The organism is Agarivorans litoreus (assembly GCF_019649015.1).
GTDB classification, from domain to species: domain Bacteria; phylum Pseudomonadota; class Gammaproteobacteria; order Enterobacterales; family Celerinatantimonadaceae; genus Agarivorans; species Agarivorans litoreus.
In genome coordinates, this window is sequence record NZ_BLPI01000001.1 from 299,581 (window position 1) to 319,494 (window position 19,914).

The window sequence follows — 19,914 nt, forward strand, 5'->3', positions numbered from 1 at the left end:
CGACTTACCCCCAAATAACAAACAGCCCGGTCGCTACGTAGATTAGCGCCAGAACTGTTAAAGAAAACTGTAAACCAACACGCAATGCCGTGCACTTCACATAGTCAGTTAACACTTGCCATAAACCAATCCAGGCATGGATCAGCATCGATAAAAGTGCAAGTAAGGTGAATACTTTGGTTGGAAGCCAAGCAAAAAATCCACTCCAAGACTGATATGTCACATCGTTAAATGCGAAGAAGCCAAGTAAGTAGATTGTATACAGGGTTAAAATAATGGCGGTTGCGCGAATGAGCAAAAAGTCATGTACGCCGCTACGGCCAAAAGTTGCAGCATTAGTTACCATACGATTACTCCCATTAGTACCGCCAGTACAGCAGTGATAATGAACGAGATTCTAGCGCTAGATGATGCACTATCTAGCTCTTCCCAATAGCCCATGTCCATGATCAAGTGGCGTATTCCACCAACAATGTGATACATCAACGCGCTAAGACTTGCCCAGATGATTAACTTCACGAAGAAGTTATCCATTATGGATTGCACATTCGCAAAACCTTCTGCTGATTGAAGGGATTCAGCAAGTAGGCCTAACAAAATAGCCAAGGCGAAGAAAGTAATCACACCGGAAACACGATGCAAGATGGACGCAATTGCGGTAATGGGAAATCTGATGGTTTGTAGGTCGAGGTTTACTGGTCTTTGTTTTATTTTCACGATTCTCTGCCCACTCAGGTCCTTGAGTATTATTATGGTTATAAAGTGAGGCTCTGGACAGAGCAGCGAGTTGCGATAATGTTAATTTTGTGAACTTAAGGCCTAAATTAAGACTAAAGTATAAAAACTAACATTTATATTGCGCAAAAAATGCTCGGACTAGCGCCATACTTCGGGCAAAGTATAACGCCCACATTATACAAATACAATTAACATTTCCTTCATTTAGCTAATTTAGCGCAACGAAACAGCCAACTTAATTCGAAAATTTAACATAAACGCTATAAGTCACTATATTTCACAACCAACGCCAATTGACATTTGACCTTGTTCTAGGTGAGAATGTGCTGCGCTTTGTATCCAAAAAACAATACAATTAGAACAAGCAAGGGAGACATGCTATGGCTGACAATAAAGCCACCCTAACGCTGCCAGGCCAAGAGGCGTACGAGATGCCGATTATGTCTGGTACAGCAGGACATGACGTAATTGATGTTCGTACACTAGGTAAAAAAGGGTATTTCACTTTTGACCCAGGTTTCTTAGCGACAGCTTCATGTGAATCAAAAATCACTTATATCGATGGTGAGCAAGGTATATTGTTACACCGGGGTTACTCAATCGAGGACCTAGCAAAACATGCTGATTACCTTGAAGTTTGTTACATTCTTTTGTTCGGCGAGCGACCAAACGTTGAACAATATGAGAACTTCAAAACCACTGTAACTCGCCATACAATGGTGCACGAACAACTAATCCATTTTTTCCAAGGCTTCCGTCGTGACTCGCACCCTATGGCCATCATGGTAGGTGTGGTAGGCGCATTGTCTGCGTTCTACCACGACTCGATGGATATTACCAATGAGCGTCACCGTGAAATTGCGGCTTATCGCTTAATTTCTAAGATGCCTACTTTAGCCGCAATGAGCTACAAGTATTCTGCAGGCCAACCGTTTGTATACCCTCGCAACGATTTAAGCTATGCAGCAAACTTCTTAAATATGATGTTCTCAGTACCTACTGAAGAATATAAGGTTAGCCCTGTTGTTGAACGTGCAATGGACCGTATCTTTACATTGCATGCTGACCACGAACAAAATGCCTCTACCTCAACAGTACGTTTAGCGGGTTCTTCTGGTGCTAACCCATTTGCATGTATTGCTGCTGGTATTGCATGTTTGTGGGGGCCTGCTCATGGTGGTGCCAACGAAGCATGCCTAACAATGTTAGAAGAAATTGGCTCAGTAGATCGTATTCCAGAATTTATTGAACGCGCTAAAGACAAAAACGACCCATTCCGCTTAATGGGCTTTGGTCACCGCGTTTACAAAAACTACGACCCTCGCGCTACAGTAATGCGTGAAAGCTGTCATGAAGTGCTCAACGAATTAAACATCGATGACCCACTACTAGACGTAGCAATGGAATTAGAACGCATCGCGCTTTCTGACCCTTATTTCAAAGAGAAAAAACTATTCCCGAATGTAGATTTCTACTCAGGTATTGTTCTTAAGGCAATTGGTATTCCAGTAAGCATGTTTACTGTAATCTTTGCTCTATCTCGTACAGTTGGCTGGATAGCTCACTGGAAAGAAATGATGGAAGAAGAGACCCAACGTATCGGTCGTCCACGTCAATTATACACCGGCGAACCGCACCGTCCGTTCAAGTAAATCGCCTTACTTAGCGCCATAAAAAAACCGAAGCACTTGCTTCGGTTTTTTATTAATTTTTAAGCTATCTGCTAAGCAGGCTTATTGCCAAATTGATAACTACCATTGGCAAGGAATTGGGCGACTTCAGTGCGCTTTTTAGCGACTAACAACGCTCCATCATCCATGAACAAAAAGTTTTTCCAGCAACGTTTAAATACCGACCAAGTGGTTTCAATAACGTTTCGTTGATCATTGCAATAATAAACCACTGTATTGTCTTGCCAGTTTAAGTGGGTCAACAGCTCCTCAGGTAACGCAAGTTGCTCGCTATCCCATACCGCTTCCCAGTTACCCTGCCCTGTCCAAGTTTCTAGATTAAAGGCCCAATCGCCCTTACGAAAAAAATCTGGATGATCGACTTGTTTACTCACAAGGTCTTTCCATAACAGGTTCGCTCGAGGCTCGGTCATAGGTTTAATTGCAGCGCTGTCTTCACTGCTTATGGGGAGATCTGCCCGTCTAAAGATCCAAGCTTTTTTGTGCTCACTTAAGGGAATGTAATTCATATCTTCTCTATAACGATTTGGCGTACTCACGCAAATAAAGCACGAACTTTTTCTAAGTCTTCTGGCGTATCTACACCATGAGCAGGCGTTTCAATTGCTCTTGCCATTTTTATTTTATAACCATGCCAAAGAACACGTAATTGCTCTAATTTTTCCATCTTTTCAATGGGAGACGGACTAAGTTGCAAATACTCACCAATAAAATGCGCGCGATAGGCATATATGCCTATATGCCTTGAATACAGCTCACATTGCCAATCTCCATCTCGCTCGTGGGGTACTGCAGAGCGGCTGAAATACAAGGCGTGGTCATCTTTATCGCACACAACTTTCACAACGTTAGGGTCATGAATGTCTGTATCCTCATGAATAGGCACAGACAAACTTGCCATTTTTACTTCAGGCGCATCTTCGAGTAAGCCAGCTACTTGAGAAATAACTGCAGGTGGGATCAATGGCTCATCACCTTGAACGTTAACCACAATAGTATCGTTTGAGAATGCCAACTTTTCACACACTTCAGCTAAGCGTTCGGTGCCCGATTCGTGTGAAGCGGAGGTGAGCACAACTTCAGCACCAAAACCATCTGCAACATCCACAATACGCTGATCATCAGTTGCAATAACTACACGTTCAGCGCCTGATTTACAGGCCTGCTGATAAACTCTTTCAATCATCGTTTTACCCGCAATATCTTGCAGTGGCTTAGCCGGTAAACGGGTAGACTGATAACGTGCTGGAATAACCACTACAAATTTCATTGCGGTAACTCGTTGGCTGACATTTCTCTGGCTTCATTGACTAAAAGAACCGGAATAGCATCTTTAATGGGATAGGCTAAACGGTCAAACTTACACACTAACTCGTTATTAGGTTTGTCGTAATGCAGCTTGCCTTTACACAATGGACAAGCAACAATTTCTAATAAATTATGTTCAACTGACATGAATTTTTTCCTGTAACAATGAGAAGAATTGCTGATAAAACGAATCAGGCAGCACGCTATCCACGGGTAAATAATACCACTCATCACCGGCTGTATGACGATATTTAATCGCATCCTTTTCTGTCATGATTATACGTTTCTCAAGCAGCTCTTTATGCTGTTCTTCACTAAGGAGCTGGTGATCATCTAAGCTGACTTGCTTATTACAATCAAAGCCTAAGGTAGCAAGTGAATCAAAAAAGCGCAGAGGATTGCCAATCCCGGCAATAGCCGCGTCAAACTTAGTAACATCCTTCACTCGTTGCTGATCGCTTACACGGCGCAAACCACTGGCTCGTAACTGCAATAAATAACTATTGGCATTAAACAGCGGCTCCCCATTACTCACAATCAAATCGACCGCTGATAACCTAGAGGCTGTTTCACGTAAAGGACCCGCAGGTAAACACAAACCATTGCCTAAACCTCGCTGAGCATCAATGACCGCTATTTCTATATCGCGTTGCAAGGCATAGTGCTGCATTCCGTCATCGCAAATAATCAGATCACTTCCCTGCTCAACAGCAGCTTTGCACGCTGCACTGCGTTTAGGATCTACGATCACTAGGCATTTTGTTCGCTGATAAATAAGTAAGGGCTCATCACCACACTCAGAAGACTGACTGGCCGCGCTGACAAGAAAAGGGTAATGAGGCGCTTTGCCACCGTAGCCACGACTAACAACCGCCGGCTTATAACCGCGCTGCTTTGCGGCTTCAACCAGCGCTAATACAACGGGAGTTTTGCCATTTCCTCCCACACTGATGTTACCCACTATGGCAACCGGGATCGGCGGGCGATAACTATTAAACCAAGATAGCTTAAAGGCTAAACGGCGAGCGCTAGCAACTAAGTAAAATAAGCCGCTAAGCGGCAACAATAAAACAATTTTTATCCAATGTTGCTGCTTAGCTTGATACCAAAACTTCACTGCTTACCTTTCACCAAATTGAATTTGATGTAGCTGGTAGTAGTCCCCCTGATTAGCCATTAACTCAGCATGACTGCCCTGCTCAACCACTACTCCTTCATCAAGAACAACAATCATGTCAGCGTTTTCAATGGTTGATAAGCGATGCGCAATCACAATGGCAGTTCTATCAGAACACACTCTGTCAATTGCTTGCTGAATTTTACGCTCAGATTCAGTATCAAGCGCCGAAGTAGCCTCATCTAAAATCAGAACTGGTGCATCTTTTAGTAAGGCACGCGCAATTGCAATGCGCTGACGTTGGCCGCCAGAAAGCATCACACCTTTCTCGCCAATTACAGTATCAAAGCCATCTTCAAACTTTTCTACGAAGCTGGTTACATTTGCCATTTCAGCCACTCGCTCAATCTCTTCACGGCTGGCATTCTCTTTGGCATAACCAATATTTTCGGCAATGGTACCGCTAAACAGGTGAACGGTTTGCGAAACTTGTGCGAATTGTTCACGTAAGTTTTTTAACTGGTAATCTTGAACAGGGATATCATCAAGCTTCACTTGCCCAGATTGCACTTCATAAAACTTTGGCAACAACCCAGCGATAGTTGACTTACCACTGCCAGAGCGCCCAACTAAGGCAACGGTTTGTCCTGCCTCTATACTTAGATTAATACCCTTAAGTACAATCTCATTTTTGGTGGGATACTTGAACTCAACATTCTCTAAGTTGATCTTACCTTTAGCACGATTGGTAACATAGGTACCGTTATCAGTTTCTGTATCCATATCCATCACTGTAAATAAGCTAGTACAAGCAGCCATCGCTCTTTGTACATCGTTATTTAACTGGGTAATTACTCTTAATGGCTTTAGTAACATCATCATAGAAGTAACAATGATGGTGAAGGTACCAGGGCTAAGTTCTGCCACCAGCTCAGGTGATGATGCGGCAAACAATACAATCGACAAACCAATGGATGCGATAAATTGTACTGCTGGGTTGGCAATAGCACTTACGGTAGCCATCTTCATTTGCTGGCGACGGATCATATTGCTAGCGCTATTAAAACGCTCTTCTTCTTTAGGCTGCCCACCAAATGAAAGAATTTCTTTATGGCCATTAAGCATTTGCTCGCTGGTAGTGGTTACATTACCAACAGCATGCTGCAGATTTGTACTAATTTTTCTAAAACGACGACTTACATTGCTAATGGCATACCCCACTGGAGGACCTATCAAAAAGAAAATCAATGACAGTTGCCAGCTGTTATAAAACATAAGGATTAGTAAACCAACGATGGTGGCTCCTTCCCGCACCAGGTTCACCAAACTGGCGGTAGCAGCCGTGCTAACCTGATTTGAATCATAAGTGATTTTTGAAATAAGTGTTCCTGTTGGATTTTTATCAAAAAAGGATACAGGCATTAGCATTAAATGATTGAATATCTGCCGTTGAATTTTCATCACCAAGTGACCTCCAACCCAAGACATACCATAACTGCTAGCAAAACCACAGATACCACGTAGCAATACAATACCTAATACGAAGATTGGCATATAAGTTAGTATTTCAGGGTTTTTGCCTGACAGGCCTTCATCAATCAACGGCTTAATAGAGTATACAAAAAGTGTATCTACAGCACCGTAGCCTATCATGCCAATAATGGCGATAATCAAACCAATTTTACGGTCTTTAACGTAGCTTAATAAACGGATAAAATTGGCTTTTGTGTTTGTAGCTGTATCTGGAATCATAAGAACAGAGTTATTCCATCGGAAAAATTGCCTTAGTTTAGCGGTTTATAACCAAATCACCAACTGATGATTTGTTGGTACCACGGACTAAACTTCAAATATCTATATGAATAAACTTGGTATGAACGGTCATCAATTTCAAGTTTTATCGTCCCATCTCGTCCAGTTATATACTGCTCTGCCCCTGCATAGCGCTCAAGCACCGATGGATGCGGGAAACCAAATCGATTAAATGCGCCACTACTATGGATCACCACCTCTGGTTCTAGTGAGCGGATAAAACCCGTTGATGATGAGCTATTACTACCATGATGTGGACTTAGCATTATATTTACTTTTCGTAAGCCCACTTTTAGTAACTGCTGTTCAGTCAATTGCTCAATATCACCGGTTAACAATACGCTCGTGTTGCCATCATTTAGCTTCAACACACAAGACCCATTATTCCCATAGCCAAGGTCAACCAAATAAAAATCTAACTCTAGCTTTCCCCAAGTCTTACTGCCATGGCAATGTGCTCCCGGTAAACGCTCGTCCCTTCCATAATAGCGCTTGGCTAGCGGAAAGTTATGTTCTAGTATTTTACGTCCACCCGCATGGTCATTGTCCCCATGGCTGATGACTATGCTGTCAACACGCTGGACTCTTAATTCTCTAAGAAGAGGAATAATCACACTCTGAGCATAACTAAAACCACTGCGAAACTTGGGGCCTGTATCATAAATTAGCGCCTCTCCTTGGTGAGTAACGACCACCGCAAGCCCCTGCCCAACATCTAACACATAAACACCCCAGCTATCTCGCTCTTGGCTCAGACGAACACTACTGGGTAGCAATAACAGCAACAACAAAACCCAATGTAAGCGTTCATGGTAAAGCATAAGTAAAAGTGTGCATAAAGGGAGAGTTAATAACAAGCCTATAGCGACTGATGAAGAGCTTAAACCCACTGACAAACTGCCATTCAGCCACTCAAGCGAGCTATAAAGATACGAGAATAGCCAATCAACAAAATGCATCAAATAAGACGTAAATCGACTATCAACTCCGATAAACAAAATCAGTAATAACAAGGATGGCACAATCACCATACTAAATAACGGCACAGCAACTAGGTTAAGCATTAACGCGGAGCTAGGTACCAGTCCAAATAACAACACCTGTAGCGGCATCATCAGTAAACCAATCGCCAGCTGAATATATACAAGCATTACCAGTTTGTTCTTTGGACCTAACCATAAGCAGACTAGCACTATAGCTACCGCTAGATAAGACAACCAAAAACCATTGTTATAAACGCTAAAGGGCCAAATAAGCAGGATCAGTAATGCACTAAACATTAGCCCCCAGACCACTCTCCTACGGTTCCCCAGCAAGATAAATAGCATCGAACAACCGTACATTAACAGCGCTCTCATCATCGATAACTGCCAATTCGCCAGCCAACAAAATGCCAAACAGCACACTAAACTAAAAATGATTGGCACTGCTTGATGATGGATCCGAAATATCACACTCAGCAATTTCGCTAATAGCCAAGACCAAAACGCGACTATTCCCAAATGCAATCCGGATAATACAAATAAATGACCTAAACCAGATTGTTGATATAGCTGCTTGTGTTGCTGCAAGAAAAGCCTTTTATCGCCGCTCATTAGCGCCAACATCTCGCCCGAATACTGATAACTTTGCAATAAATTGACTACATTTGTTAACCAAGCTTCCCGATATGACGGTTTGTTTTCCAAAAGCTCATAACTAATCAGTTTGCCGCGTCCGATAATTGATTTAGCAACCAACCACCTCGCATAATTAAACCCTGCCGGATTAATACTGGCAAAGGCGGGTTTTAGCTTAACCTCCGCAGCAATTTCCTGACCGGCCTTAAGTGGCACAAAATCCGTTGTTGAACGAGAATGATAAAGCGTAATTTTTGGCTGCCACCACGCTATACTGGTATGGGTATCTAATTGATGTAGTTCTACAGTAATTTTTTGCCAGTATTGATTATTATCAACTGCCAAGATCTCGCCAATTATGCTAGAGTTGGCCGTTTTTTGTTGGATATTAACAATCCATGACTGATAATAAAGCGCGTGGCTAGTCATCCAACACACGCCAAATATGAAGCCAGCAGCCCAGAGCTTTCTTTTAACAAGTGAAGCTACAAGTGCAATCAAGCTAACATATAGGATTGGTAGGCTAAGTAAGTTAGGCCAGAATAGCGATGAAGTCATTGCTAGCAAACTTGCTAGTAAAAAGGCATTCATGTGTCATAAGAAGTTTATTATCAATAACAAACTATATGCCAAAAAAAACGATACAACGATTTATTCCTAAAACTGAAGATCTAAAAGCAAACAAGCATCTAAAATTTTTTGGTGATTGGCTACATAATCCAAATTTATGGCACCTTAATCGGCGCTCAGCAGCGGGTGCGTTTGCCATAGGTTTATTTGTGGCTTTTATTCCGCTGCCATCGCAAATGATAATTGCGGCAGCTTTTGCCATTATGTTTAAGGTAAATCTCCCTTTATCCGTCGCTTTAGTTTGGATTTCTAACCCCTTTACTATTCCAGCAATTTTCTATTTTTGCTATTTAGTAGGAACCGGTATCTTGGGTCAACCTGTAGCCGATTACCATATAGAGCTGACCTGGCAAGGCCTAGAACATCTCATTGCCACTATTGGCCCTGCGTTTTTATTAGGCAGCTTAGTCTGTGGTATTGTTTTTTCGGTGTGTGGGTATTTTGCTATTAACGCATTGTGGCGTTATTCAGTTAGGCGTCGCTACCGTAAACGCCGCTAGATGTCCAAAACAAAAAAGGAGCCTTACAGCTCCTTTTTTGTTGATGTGGTTAACCTAATTCTTGAGCTGGTTTAACTCGGGTAGCCTGCCAAGCTGGCCATATAGTCGCTAACATACTTAGTACCAGCGCTGCCACAACGACGGCTATAACATCTGTCCAAATAAGCTCAACGGGAAGGAAGTTGATAAAGTAAATATCAGCAGAAAGCAAACTATGCCCTATTAGAGCTTCAATCAACGCAACTAATTTGGGCAAACTCAAACTACCTAACACGCCTAACAATGCCCCCCACGCACAACCTAACACCCCGTTATATGAGCCGTATACGATAAAGCTCTTCAATAAGGTTTGGTCACTCGCACCCATGGTTTTTAAAATAGCAATATCACCACGCTTTTCGCTTACCGCCAAAATCAAAGTGGATACGATATTGAAACTAGCTACTGCCACTATCAATAACATTATCGCGTACATAATGGTGCGAACTAACTGAATGTCTTGGTAGAGATAGCCATGTTGGCGGATCCAACTTTTAATATAAACCAGTTGTGGAAAGGTTTTCGCTACGGAACGCACCACTTGGTCTGCTTGTAAGGGATCTGCTACCTTCAAGCTAATTCCAGAAACGCCGTCTTGCCAGGTCATCAGTTGCTGGGCAAATGCCAAATTAATAAAGGCCAGTTGATTATCCAGTTGTCCCCCAGCCTTCATCAAGCCCACAACCTTAACCCGAACCCGCTGTGGTGAACTTAAACGGTTTTGTTGATTAGCTTTAGGCAACAACAAAGTAACCTGCTCGCCTTCAGTTACATCAAGCAGTTTGGCGATACCCGAACCCAAAACAATTTGCGGCTGATTACTTGCCAAGGCTTGCCAAGCGCTATCCCCAACATATTGATGAAGGTTAGTTACATTCTTCTCTAAGTTTGGATCGATGCCCTTTAGCGACAAGGCTTTCATCTGTTTGCCTTTTTGCACCAGTGCGCTAAAGCTAACATACGGAGCTGTGCCCAGTACCTTGGTATGGTCCATGGCAGTAGTTAACAGCTGCAGATGAGCACTCAAGGGAGGGTTTACCGCCTCTAGTTCGCCATGGCTTACAATCGCTAAAAAGCGCTCGCGCAACTCTCGCTCAAAGCCATTCATGACCGAAAGGCCAATGATCAAAACTGCTACACCCAACACAATGCCTAAAGTAGAAGAGGCTGAGATAAACGAGATAAATCCATTACTATGTTTGGCTCGGTGATAACGCAAGCCAATAAAAAATGACAAAGGCAAACGCATTCTATTCGCCCTTGCTCACAAAGTTTCCATCTTGCATATATGCTTGGCGGGTAAACTTAGCAGCTAAAGCTAAATCATGAGTAACCACAACAAACGCTGTATTTAAATCTCGGTTTAGTTCCAAAATAAGTTGATAAATAGATTCTGTGCTTTGGCTATCTAAATTTCCGGTGGGCTCATCGGCTAGCACCAAGCTTGGCTCATTAACCAAGGCGCGAGCGATAGCCGTGCGCTGGCGTTCGCCTCCCGATAACTCGGATGGTCGGTGCTTTAAGCGATGGCCTAAACCAACTCTCTCCAATAAAGCTTGCGCTTTTTGCATAGCAGTCTTTTTTGCCATTCCCGCTATTAACAGGGGCATTGCAACATTCTCGATGGCCGAGAACTCACCTAACAAGTGGTGAAATTGATAGATAAAACCAAGTTTTTGGTTACGTAAGCCAGCTAATTGCTTGCTACTTAAACCGTCGATAGCTTTTCCATCGATACTTACCGTGCCCTTGTTTGCTTCATCTAGTCCACCAAGAATATGCAATAAGGTACTTTTACCAGAGCCCGAGCTACCTACAATGGCCACTGCTTCACCAGCATTCACTTCAAAATCAACGCCATGAAGCACTTCAGTAGATTGATTGCCGTCTTGGTAAGTTTTATATATTTCTTTCGCCACTAATACGGGCTGAGCATTAATCTCATTCATAACGAAGTGCCTCTGCAGGATGGATTTTGCTGGCGCGCCAAGCGGGATAAATCGTCGCGACAATGCTTAACAACATGGCTGCAAGGGTGATAAAGATAATTTGCTCACTGCGTTGCAATACAGGTAACCCTGCACCACCAAAGTTGGCCGCAAAGTTAAGGCCAATAGCAGACATAACACTATTAATATTGGAACTTAACCACCAGCCACTTAAGGCTCCAACGGCAGCGCCAATGCATCCGCTCCAGGCACCTTGCATAACAAACACCATTACTACCTTATCGCGCGATAAACCTAGGGTTTGCAATATGGCCACATCGCTGCGCTTTTCCCCTACCATCATCACCAAACTCGACAGTATGTTAAACGCAGCCACCGCAATAATTAGGCAAAACAGCATGCCCATCATGTTTTTTTCCATTTTAACTGCGGCAAATAACTCGCCGTAAAAGCGCCGCCAATCTTGAAACTCAACATTGTGCTGATTGAGGCTAGCGGCAATGTTTTCTATTTGGAACGGATCATCAAGAAACACTCGCTGTTGGCTCACAGCGGAAAGCGGAGAGCGCAATAGGCGCGCGCTATCTTCTATATTGAGTAAAATAAATTGTTTGTCGACTTCTGCGGCAAACTCAAATATTCCTGAAACAACAAAATTGCGCTGTGAAGGCATTTCTCCTAATGGGGTATATACCAATCTGTCGGTAGCCAGCAGCCTAATTGTGTCACCTAAGCGCACGCCCAGAGCGTTAGCCGTACCAATGCCTATTACTACGTTGTAACTGCCTACTTGCAAGCTATCTAGATCACCAATCAGCATTTTTTCACGCAGCAAAGCTGCATCTTGTTGTTGCTCGATATCGATACCCTGCATCATCGCGGCATGTAAGTTACTACTACTTTGTAGTACCACTTCACTCAGCACCAATGGTGCGGTAGCTAACGAGGACAAGTTATTAGGCAAGGTTTGCTGGTTAGCAATAGTAAGATGAGGGACTAAATTGAGGATGCGTTGCTTTAACTGGTTTTCAAAACCATTCATTACCGAAATAACCGTAATAAGCGCAGCTACCCCTAATGTAATGCCTAAAGTAGAAAACCAACTCACAAACGATGCAAAACGTTGCTGTTTGGCTCCTCGCGAGAACCGCCATGCTATAAAGCCAATTAATTTCATTGAAGCAACGAACATCCCTAGGCACAAAAAAACGCGCTAATCATACCGCGCGGCACTAAGGCCAACAAGTCACAACTCTTGCTTAATCACATAAAAAACAAAGATATTCAGATTATTTGCAATCCGCTACGCAACTTGTTGTAATTTCGCCTTCAACTACGCTTTAAGCATGGTCTATTTGACAACTCGCCGCACGGCGCTTCTGGGAATGTATGCAGGAACAACAATATTTTAGCGTTACTCATCAACTTAATGTAAACCTTGAGTTAATTGAGCCAAATGACTTACCTCAGACAAAAGCAGCATTTGAAGCCAGCATTCCTGAGCCCTTTACCTTGGCTAACCCAGGACAGCATCATTCTCTGCTCGGTTTGCGCGCCATTAAACAGCTGGGCGAAGCAGGCGAACAGCTTTTATCTTATCTACATGCTCAAGAACAAAAGCTAAACCGGGTGTTAAGTTACGTGCTCGTGCAACAAGACAGCCCTGAACACCGTACGCTTAGTCATCAATTTGGCGGCTCAGAAATCCATTGTTTCTGGTCGCAAGCCTTGCAACCAGGACAAGCAGTAAAGCTAAAAATTTTTCTGCCAGAAGAGTCCACTGCCGTTTATTGCTATGGCGAAGTACAGCAATGCAAAGCCATTGCTCATCGCAGTGAACACTTGGTAGAAATAAACTATACCTTGATTCGAGACGAGGATGTTGAAGCACTGGTTAGAGCCAGCTTACACATTCAAAGCCAGCAGCTAAAAGCCCGAGCAGATGCTCGCCAACAAGCCGAAAAATAAGAGTTCTCAGTGTTACTAAATTTACCCTGCCCAGTTGATGCTGGCGACCAAAAGCAAGTAAGCAACTTACCCGGTAGCGCGCTTGCTTTTGTTATTCAAGAATACATCGCGCAACTTGATGCGCCGATCGTGATTTTAACGGAAGATACCCGTAGCGCCCTGCAAATAGAGCGAGAGGTAAACGGCTTAAAACCTCAGCGTGCCTTGCATTTACTACCCGACTGGGAAACCTTGCCTTACGACACTTTCTCACCGCACCAAGATATTGTATCGCAACGTATTTTAAGCCTTAATCAACTAAGTCACGATAAAAACAGCGTACTTATTGCCCCCATAGCTACCTGGCTGCAACGTTGTGCGCCAGCTGAATTTTTAGCCAAGCACAGCTTGCAGCTTAAAGTGGGTCAAAGCTTAAGCCTCAATGCTTTTAAAGAGCGTTTAGTTAGCGCCGGTTATCAGCATGTTGACCAAGTAATGGAGCACGGCGAGTTTGCTCTTCGCGGAAGCTTGTTAGACCTCTTCCCCATGGGTAGCAATCTGCCATTTCGCTTAGACTTTTTTGATGATGAGCTAGACAGCATTCGCGAGTTCGATCCCGATACCCAGCGCAGTGCAGAGCAGCGCAAAAGCATTACCTTGTTACCAGCGCACGAGTTCCCGACCGATGCAGGCGGCATAGAAACCTTCCGCCAACAGTGGCGCGACCGTTTTGAACCAAGCCGAGATGCGGGCTCCATCTATCAACAAGTCACCAAAGGCATAATGCCAGCGGGCATTGAGTATTATCTACCGTTATTTCATGCTCACACCGAAAGCTTAACCGACCAATTAGCCACCAACACGGTGATTCTTAAAGTCGGTGATTTGGATCATGCCGGTAAGCAATTTTGGAGTGAGTTGACAGACCGCTATGAAAATCGACGCTACGACAAAGCGCGGCCGATCTTACCGCCAGACGAGTTATATCAAAGTACCGAGCAATGCTTTAAAGAACTAAAACAGTTCGCAGGAGTAAAACTGCATAAAGCCCCGGCCCGTAATAGCCAAGGTAAACTGAATCTAGATGCCCACGCGCTGCCAGACTTAAGCGTAAATCACCGTTTGAATTTGCCTTTGCAAGCGCTAAGTCATTACCTAGAGCATCACCCAAAACCTAAAACCTGTTTTATCGCCGAAACAGAAGGCCGTCGCGAAGCCCTAAAAAACTTACTTAGCCCACTTAAGCTGCGCATCAAAGATGTTGCCAGTATCAGTGAGTTTTTGGCAAGTAAAGACAGCTTAGCCATGGTAGTTGCACCTCTAGATAAGGGCTTTGAGCTAAAAGATCCCAATATTCAGCTAATTAGTGAAGTTGATTTACTTGGCGACAAAGTTCGTGCAAGACAACGTAAGGCCTCCAGTAAAACACTTAATCCTGATGTACTTATTCGCAACTTAGCTGAGCTAAGTATTGGTCAGCCAGTAGTACACATTGAACACGGGGTTGGCCGCTATCATGGTTTAAGCAGCTTTGAAAACGGTGGTATTAAAACTGAATTTTTAACCCTAGAGTATGCCAACGAAGCCAAGCTTTACGTGCCGGTAAATGCCCTGCATTTAATTAGTCGCTACTCCGGCGCTAACGACGAAACCGCACCTCTGCATAAACTAGGTAATGACCAGTGGCAAAAAGCCAAAGCCAAAGCTGCTGAGAAAATTCGCGATGTTGCCGCCGAGTTACTAGAAGTTTACGCAAAACGCGCCGCTAAACCCGGCTTTGGTTATGAGCTAGATGATGCCGCCTACCAACAGTTTGCTGCCGATTTCCCATTTGAAGAAACCGATGACCAGCAACAGGCCATTGGCGCAACCTTGCAAGATATGCAAACACCTAACGCCATGGACCGCTTAGTATGTGGTGACGTAGGTTTTGGTAAAACAGAAGTTGCCATGCGCGCAGCATTTGTTGCCGTAAATGCTGGCAAACAAGTCGCAGTATTAGTACCAACCACCCTATTGGCCCAGCAACACTTCGACAACTTTAGCGATCGTTTTGCCAATTGGCCGATAGAAGTCGCTTCTTTATCTCGCTTTAAAACCACCAAAGAACAAAATGCTGTCTTAAAGGATCTCGCAGCCGGCAAAGTGGATGTAATTATTGGTACCCATAAACTGCTTAGCAAAGACGTTAAATTTGCCGATTTAGGTTTGTTGGTCATCGACGAAGAACATCGCTTCGGGGTGCGCCAAAAAGAGCAGATTAAAGCGATGCGTGCTAACGTCGATATTCTTACTCTTACCGCTACGCCAATTCCTCGAACCTTAAATATGGCAATGAGTGGCATGCGTGATCTATCGATTATTGCGACCCCACCAGCGAAGCGCTTGGCAGTAAAAACCTTTGTTCGCCAGCACGACCCCGCGCTAATTAAAGAAGCAATTAGTCGAGAAGTGATGCGTGGCGGTCAAGTTTACTTCTTGCATAACAAAGTCGAAACCATCGAACGTGTAGCACAAGAGCTTAAAGAATGGTTACCACAAGCGCGAATTACCGTGGCTCATGGTCAAATGCGTGAACGCGAACTTGAACGAATCATGGGTGACTTCCACCACCAACGCTTTAATGTCCTGGTGTGTACCACTATCATTGAGACCGGTATCGACATCCCTAGTGCCAACACCATCATTATTAACCGCGCCGATAATTTTGGTTTAGCTCAGTTGCACCAATTACGTGGTCGTGTTGGCCGTTCGCACCACCAGGCTTATGCGTATTTATTAACACCTCCACCCAAACTCATTACTAAAGACGCCAAAAAGCGTTTAGATGCCATATCGCAACTAGAAGATTTAGGCGCCGGCTTCACACTCGCAACCCACGACTTAGAAATTCGCGGCGCGGGTGAGCTATTAGGCGACGATCAAAGTGGCCAAATTGAGGCTGTTGGCTTCACGCTTTACATGGAAATGTTAGATAGAGCAGTCACTGCATTAAAAAATGGTCAAGATCTAAATTGGGACTTAAGCCAGAACGACCAATGTGAAGTAGAACTGCGCCTACCCGCCCTGCTGCCCGATGATTACATCTTTGATGTGACAACGCGCTTAACCATGTATAAACGCATTGCTAACTGTGCCAACCAAGCTGAAATGCGTGAACTACAAGTAGAGCTTATTGATCGCTTTGGCTTATTGCCCGACCAAGCCAAGAACTTGTTTGAAGTGCAAAAACTTAAAATTGATGCCGAGCATCTAGGTATAAAACGTATCGAAGCAGGGCCTAAAGGCGGCCAAGTTGAGTTTGCCGAAAGCACAAAAGTTAATGCCGCTTTTCTAGTAAGCCTGTTACAATCACAGCCAGCTATTTATCGATTAGAGGGTGCCAACAAACTTAAGTTTGCGGTACCTAGCGATAGTCCGGAACAACGATTAAGCTTAATTGAATCATTATTGGAGCAATTTACTGCCAATGCGACTAACTCTTAAACATGCCCTGCAGCTAGGTAGCTTAGCTGTAGTATGCCTCGCCAGCCTACCAAGTATCGCTCAAGAGCCTCGTTGGTTTGATATTGAAGTTATCTTTTTTAAACGCAATGTAAGTGTAGAAAGTAGCCAAGAGTACTGGCCGCAACCACAAAGCCTTAATGCCAGCACTAGCGAACCTTTATTGGCTCCACTATTCGGCTGTAGCAAAGAGCAAGAGCCTTGTATTGCCCCTCGATTTGACAAGCTGCCTGTAAGCATCGATGGCAGAGGATGGCCAATCAGCGGCGCAACTAAACGTCAAATGCTTAGTAAGGACCAGCTAGAACTAAACGAAGAGTTTGCTAAACTTAGCCAACACGCTGCATTCACCCCTTTGTTACACCTAGGCTGGCGAGAGATTGTTGCTCCTCGCAACCGCGCTAAACACTACCTAGTGCAAGCTGGCGAAGACTTTTCTACCCGTTTCAATGAAGAAGGTCATTTATTGGGCTCTGTAAGCTTTTCTAACGAGCAATATGTAACAGAAAGCCAAAGCTTCGATTTAGCCGCTGAAGACATTTCGTTGTTTGATGAATCCGACTCAGCAATTGCCGCTTTGGGTATTGACCCAGAACCTACACCGGCTATTTGGGAACTTGAAGGCGGCATCCGCGTTTATCTACAGCACTACCTGTATATCGAAAGCGAGTTACTGCTAAAACGCCCTGTGGAAGTGGAGCTGTTATTGAATGAACCAGAACCTCAGCCTGAGCAATCCGCTGAATTACCACAGCAATCTACTGTTATCACGGAAGAAAACACCGTAGAAGTTCCTGCCAATGTTGCCGTTGCTGAAGTTGTAGCCCCCAGTGAAGGGCAAAACGTAGTTGTATTAAGTGCTAACACTGAGACGGTGGAACAAGGTAGCTTAATTAGTGAGTTTCAAACCGAAGAACAATTGCACAGCTTTAAGTTTGATCAAAAACGTCGGGTTCGCTCTGGCGAAATTCATTACTTTGACCACCCTTTAATGGGCATGTTAATTCAAATTCGTCGCAGCCCGGAAGAGCAAACTAACGCTTCTGTCGATACCGAGCAAACACCTATAACCGATGCTCAAGCTGAATCAGATCCTATCGTCGAAGCCGAGCAAGCTAATTTTAATGAAGCATCAGAGCTTAGTAGCGAACAGCAAAACAGCTCTGTTACACCCGCTTCTTAAGTACATTTGTGTTACTTGCTAATCAACCCAGCGTGCTATTTGCTTGTGCGCTGTTAAGCAGAACCTGGTTATTGCTGGCCATTGCCGCCAGCTCTCGACAAACCGGCGACAAAATACTGGGTCTACTCTACCCCGACCATTTTTGGTTTTACGTTGGCTTGGCTATGGGTGCTCTGCCGCTCACTCGATTGATCTTTCCGAAACTATGGCAAAAGCTCTCCATTAGGAGTCAGCTTTGGGGCATTTTAGTTCTATTATTCAGCGACATAGCCATTCAGATCCACTCTATTAATTTAAACTACTGGCGCTTTGAAACACTTAATGCCATCACTTTATGGATAAGCTTAATGTTGAGCTTTATTGTGTTCAAATCCGCTTTAGAAAAACACCCTTCGCATTAAATCACGTTAAAAAAGCCCAGTTAATAAAACCAAGAGCCTGACTTTGTACCTTTAGAGTAAAGGTACCATCTAATTAAGCAGCCCAGAGGCTGCTTTTTTATTTTAATCATCAATCCTACTCGCTTAGTGCAACTTAAGCTTAGGCCTTAATACTTGGTTTATGCGCCCAACTAACATCATCAAGCCTGTTTTCATGTAACCATGTAAGGCGATTTGGTGCATGCGATATAAGGAAATATACATTATCCGTGCGATGCGCCCTTCAATCATCATAGAGCCCTGCATCAAGTTCCCCATTAACGAACCAACGGTTGAATAGCGGCTGAGGGATACTAGTGAACCGTGATCTTTATACTCAAACTCTAACAGTGGCTTTTCTTCTATTTGACGCACAATATTTTTAAACACCAATGTTGCCATTTGATGGGCCGATTGAGCACGAGGAGGTACAAAGCCATCTTCGCCCATAGCGCAACTGGCACAATCACCAATTGCATAAACGTTGCTATCGCGAGAGGTTTGCAGAGTAGGCCTAACCACTAACTGATTAATGCGGTTAGTTTCTAATCCACCTAAGTCCTTCATGAACTCTGGACACTTAATGCCAGCAGCCCATACCATGATATCGGCTTTAATTAACTCACCATCTTTAGTGGTTAACCCCTCAGGTGTGGCTTCTGTCACCATGGTTTTAGTGCGAACATCAACACCCATTTTTTGTAACTCAGAATGCGCAGAACTAGAAATACGTACTGGTAAAGCGGGTAAGATTTTTTCCCCAGCCTCAACCAAAGTAACCGCCAAACTAGAGTGACTTAAATTAGGTACACCGTAAGCTCGAAGCTGGTCTAAAGCGTTATGCAGCTCAGCTGAAAGTTCTACGCCAGTAGCACCTGCGCCTACAATAGCAACTCGGACTTTTTCACCTTTTTGCGCTTCATCATTTTGTGAATACTGTAAAAAACGATTAAGCATGCGACGATGGAATAAATCAGCGCGGCTTGGGTTATCGAGGAAAATACAATTGTCTTTAACGCCTTTAGTATTAAAGTCATTGGAAACCGAACCAATCGCCATTATTAAGTAGTCGTAGTTAAGTTGGCGAGACGGCAGAACTTCTTTACCTTCCTCTACCATTGGCTTTAGGGTCACTAACTGATCTTCACGGTTTATGTCGTCAACTTCACCTAGTTGAAACTCAAAACCATGATTAGCTGCATGAGAGCGATAACTAAGCGCATCAATGCCAGCATCTAATGAACCGGTGGCTACTTCGTGCAACAGGGGTTTCCAAAGGTGGGTGCGGTTTTTATCCACCAGCACTACACTTGCTTGACCCTTTTTACCCAGTTTACGCCCTAAACGTGTCGCTAGCTCTAAGCCACCGGCACCACCACCAACTACAACGATTCTAGTCATGCTTGATTGTTTCCTTGTAACAACTTGAAGTGTTTTTGCTTTACCAAAAAGGCTTTT

18 protein-coding genes are annotated in these 19,914 nt (G+C 43.8%); 6 read left to right on the forward strand and 12 right to left on the reverse strand.

Translation table 11 applies throughout. From position 1 onward, the window contains the following. Positions 1-4: 4 nt before the first annotated feature. Positions 5-346 carry a succinate dehydrogenase, hydrophobic membrane anchor protein gene (gene sdhD, locus K5L93_RS01380; RefSeq protein WP_016402543.1) on the reverse strand — a complete coding sequence of 114 codons (342 nt, stop codon included), beginning with the start codon at positions 344-346 and terminating at the stop codon, positions 5-7. Continuing rightward, entirely contained in the window at positions 340-747 is a 408-nt protein-coding gene (sdhC, locus tag K5L93_RS01385; RefSeq protein ID WP_373869981.1) for a succinate dehydrogenase cytochrome b556 subunit, read from the reverse strand. The genes sdhD and sdhC overlap by 7 nt, the downstream gene beginning before the upstream one ends. 371 nt (positions 748-1,118) lie before the next feature. On the opposite strand from sdhC, the gene gltA reads away from it, so the two are divergent. Next, the gene (gene gltA / locus K5L93_RS01390) at positions 1,119-2,390 is read left to right on the forward strand and encodes a citrate synthase (RefSeq protein WP_220718142.1); all 1,272 of its coding nucleotides are present in this window, start codon (positions 1,119-1,121) and stop codon (positions 2,388-2,390) included. A gap of 71 nt (positions 2,391-2,461) precedes the next feature. On the opposite strand, the gene K5L93_RS01395 is transcribed toward gltA, so the two are convergent. Genes K5L93_RS01395 through K5L93_RS01420 form a run of 6 tightly spaced genes read right to left on the reverse strand, consistent with a single transcriptional unit; the run spans position 2,462 to position 8,876 of the window. Beyond that, complete coding sequence (locus tag K5L93_RS01395) at positions 2,462-2,938, reverse strand: DUF2947 domain-containing protein (RefSeq protein ID WP_220718143.1); 477 nt, start codon at positions 2,936-2,938, stop codon at positions 2,462-2,464. 26 nt (positions 2,939-2,964) lie between these two features. Beyond that, entirely contained in the window at positions 2,965-3,699 is a 735-nt protein-coding gene (gene kdsB / locus K5L93_RS01400) for a 3-deoxy-manno-octulosonate cytidylyltransferase (RefSeq protein ID WP_220718144.1), read from the reverse strand. After that, the gene (locus K5L93_RS01405) at positions 3,696-3,884 is read right to left on the reverse strand and encodes a Trm112 family protein (RefSeq protein ID WP_016402548.1); all 189 of its coding nucleotides are present in this window, start codon (positions 3,882-3,884) and stop codon (positions 3,696-3,698) included. The genes kdsB and K5L93_RS01405 overlap by 4 nt, the downstream gene beginning before the upstream one ends. Next, positions 3,874-4,854: a tetraacyldisaccharide 4'-kinase gene (lpxK, locus tag K5L93_RS01410; RefSeq protein ID WP_220718145.1), complete on the reverse strand. Its 981-nt coding sequence runs from the start codon at positions 4,852-4,854 to the stop codon at positions 3,874-3,876. Before lpxK ends, K5L93_RS01405 begins: the two co-directional genes overlap by 11 nt. Before the next feature lie 3 nt (positions 4,855-4,857). After that, positions 4,858-6,606 carry a lipid A export permease/ATP-binding protein MsbA gene (gene msbA / locus K5L93_RS01415; protein WP_220718146.1) on the reverse strand — a complete coding sequence of 583 codons (1,749 nt, stop codon included), beginning with the start codon at positions 6,604-6,606 and terminating at the stop codon, positions 4,858-4,860. 56 nt (positions 6,607-6,662) lie between these two features. Then, positions 6,663-8,876 (reverse strand): DNA internalization-related competence protein ComEC/Rec2, encoded by a 2,214-nt coding sequence (locus K5L93_RS01420; protein WP_308805584.1) that lies wholly within the window; start codon positions 8,874-8,876, stop codon positions 6,663-6,665. 35 nt (positions 8,877-8,911) lie between these two features. On the opposite strand from K5L93_RS01420, the gene K5L93_RS01425 reads away from it, so the two are divergent. Continuing rightward, positions 8,912-9,415: a DUF2062 domain-containing protein gene (locus K5L93_RS01425; protein ID WP_220718148.1), complete on the forward strand. Its 504-nt coding sequence runs from the start codon at positions 8,912-8,914 to the stop codon at positions 9,413-9,415. A gap of 49 nt (positions 9,416-9,464) precedes the next feature. Here the strand turns inward: K5L93_RS01425 and lolE are convergent, their stop codons facing one another. Genes lolE through K5L93_RS01440 form a run of 3 tightly spaced genes read right to left on the reverse strand, consistent with a single transcriptional unit; the run spans position 9,465 to position 12,580 of the window. Continuing rightward, positions 9,465-10,703, reverse strand: coding sequence for a lipoprotein-releasing ABC transporter permease subunit LolE (gene lolE / locus K5L93_RS01430; RefSeq protein ID WP_220718149.1), 1,239 nt, complete (start codon positions 10,701-10,703; stop codon positions 9,465-9,467). A 1-nt stretch (position 10,704) separates the two neighbouring features. Then, positions 10,705-11,403 carry a lipoprotein-releasing ABC transporter ATP-binding protein LolD gene (gene lolD, locus K5L93_RS01435; RefSeq protein WP_220718150.1) on the reverse strand — a complete coding sequence of 233 codons (699 nt, stop codon included), beginning with the start codon at positions 11,401-11,403 and terminating at the stop codon, positions 10,705-10,707. Next, entirely contained in the window at positions 11,396-12,580 is a 1,185-nt protein-coding gene (locus tag K5L93_RS01440) for a lipoprotein-releasing ABC transporter permease subunit (RefSeq protein WP_220718151.1), read from the reverse strand. The genes lolD and K5L93_RS01440 overlap by 8 nt, the downstream gene beginning before the upstream one ends. Positions 12,581-12,792: 212 nt before the next feature. Between K5L93_RS01440 and K5L93_RS01445 the strand changes: the two genes are divergently transcribed. Genes K5L93_RS01445 through K5L93_RS01460 form a run of 4 tightly spaced genes read left to right on the forward strand, consistent with a single transcriptional unit; the run spans position 12,793 to position 18,438 of the window. Next, positions 12,793-13,371 (forward strand): hypothetical protein, encoded by a 579-nt coding sequence (locus tag K5L93_RS01445; protein WP_220718152.1) that lies wholly within the window; start codon positions 12,793-12,795, stop codon positions 13,369-13,371. A 9-nt stretch (positions 13,372-13,380) separates the two neighbouring features. Continuing rightward, on the forward strand, positions 13,381-16,836 hold the full coding sequence (gene mfd / locus K5L93_RS01450; RefSeq protein WP_220718153.1) for a transcription-repair coupling factor: 3,456 nt from the start codon (positions 13,381-13,383) through the stop codon (positions 16,834-16,836). After that, positions 16,820-18,037, forward strand: a complete 1,218-nt coding sequence (locus K5L93_RS01455; RefSeq protein WP_220718154.1) for a CsiV family protein — start codon at positions 16,820-16,822, stop codon at positions 18,035-18,037. The genes mfd and K5L93_RS01455 overlap by 17 nt, the downstream gene beginning before the upstream one ends. Before the next feature lie 8 nt (positions 18,038-18,045). Further along, positions 18,046-18,438 carry a DUF2919 family protein gene (locus tag K5L93_RS01460; protein WP_220718155.1) on the forward strand — a complete coding sequence of 131 codons (393 nt, stop codon included), beginning with the start codon at positions 18,046-18,048 and terminating at the stop codon, positions 18,436-18,438. A 123-nt stretch (positions 18,439-18,561) separates the two neighbouring features. Here K5L93_RS01460 and K5L93_RS01465 read toward each other — a convergent pair whose 3' ends face one another. Then, on the reverse strand, positions 18,562-19,857 hold the full coding sequence (locus K5L93_RS01465) for an NAD(P)/FAD-dependent oxidoreductase (RefSeq protein ID WP_220718156.1): 1,296 nt from the start codon (positions 19,855-19,857) through the stop codon (positions 18,562-18,564). Positions 19,858-19,914: the final 57 nt, after the last annotated feature.

Bases quoted from the DNA above. Each gene is read 5' to 3' on its own strand.
- gltA (WP_220718142.1), top strand. From the start codon at position 1,119: ATGGCTGACAATAAAGCCACCCTAACGCTGCCAGGCCAAGAGGCGTAC.
- K5L93_RS01465 (WP_220718156.1), bottom strand. From the start codon at position 19,857: ATGACTAGAATCGTTGTAGTTGGTGGTGGTGCCGGTGGCTTAGAGCTA.
- K5L93_RS01420 (WP_308805584.1), bottom strand. From the start codon at position 8,876: ATGAATGCCTTTTTACTAGCAAGTTTGCTAGCAATGACTTCATCGCTA.
- K5L93_RS01395 (WP_220718143.1), bottom strand. From the start codon at position 2,938: ATGAATTACATTCCCTTAAGTGAGCACAAAAAAGCTTGGATCTTTAGA.
- kdsB (WP_220718144.1), bottom strand. From the start codon at position 3,699: ATGAAATTTGTAGTGGTTATTCCAGCACGTTATCAGTCTACCCGTTTA.
- K5L93_RS01445 (WP_220718152.1), top strand. From the start codon at position 12,793: ATGCAGGAACAACAATATTTTAGCGTTACTCATCAACTTAATGTAAAC.
- lolD (WP_220718150.1), bottom strand. From the start codon at position 11,403: ATGAATGAGATTAATGCTCAGCCCGTATTAGTGGCGAAAGAAATATAT.
- K5L93_RS01425 (WP_220718148.1), top strand. From the start codon at position 8,912: ATGCCAAAAAAAACGATACAACGATTTATTCCTAAAACTGAAGATCTA.
- K5L93_RS01455 (WP_220718154.1), top strand. From the start codon at position 16,820: ATGCGACTAACTCTTAAACATGCCCTGCAGCTAGGTAGCTTAGCTGTA.
- msbA (WP_220718146.1), bottom strand. From the start codon at position 6,606: ATGATTCCAGATACAGCTACAAACACAAAAGCCAATTTTATCCGTTTA.
- K5L93_RS01405 (WP_016402548.1), bottom strand. From the start codon at position 3,884: ATGTCAGTTGAACATAATTTATTAGAAATTGTTGCTTGTCCATTGTGT.
- K5L93_RS01440 (WP_220718151.1), bottom strand. From the start codon at position 12,580: ATGAAATTAATTGGCTTTATAGCATGGCGGTTCTCGCGAGGAGCCAAA.
- lolE (WP_220718149.1), bottom strand. From the start codon at position 10,703: ATGCGTTTGCCTTTGTCATTTTTTATTGGCTTGCGTTATCACCGAGCC.
- sdhD (WP_016402543.1), bottom strand. From the start codon at position 346: ATGGTAACTAATGCTGCAACTTTTGGCCGTAGCGGCGTACATGACTTT.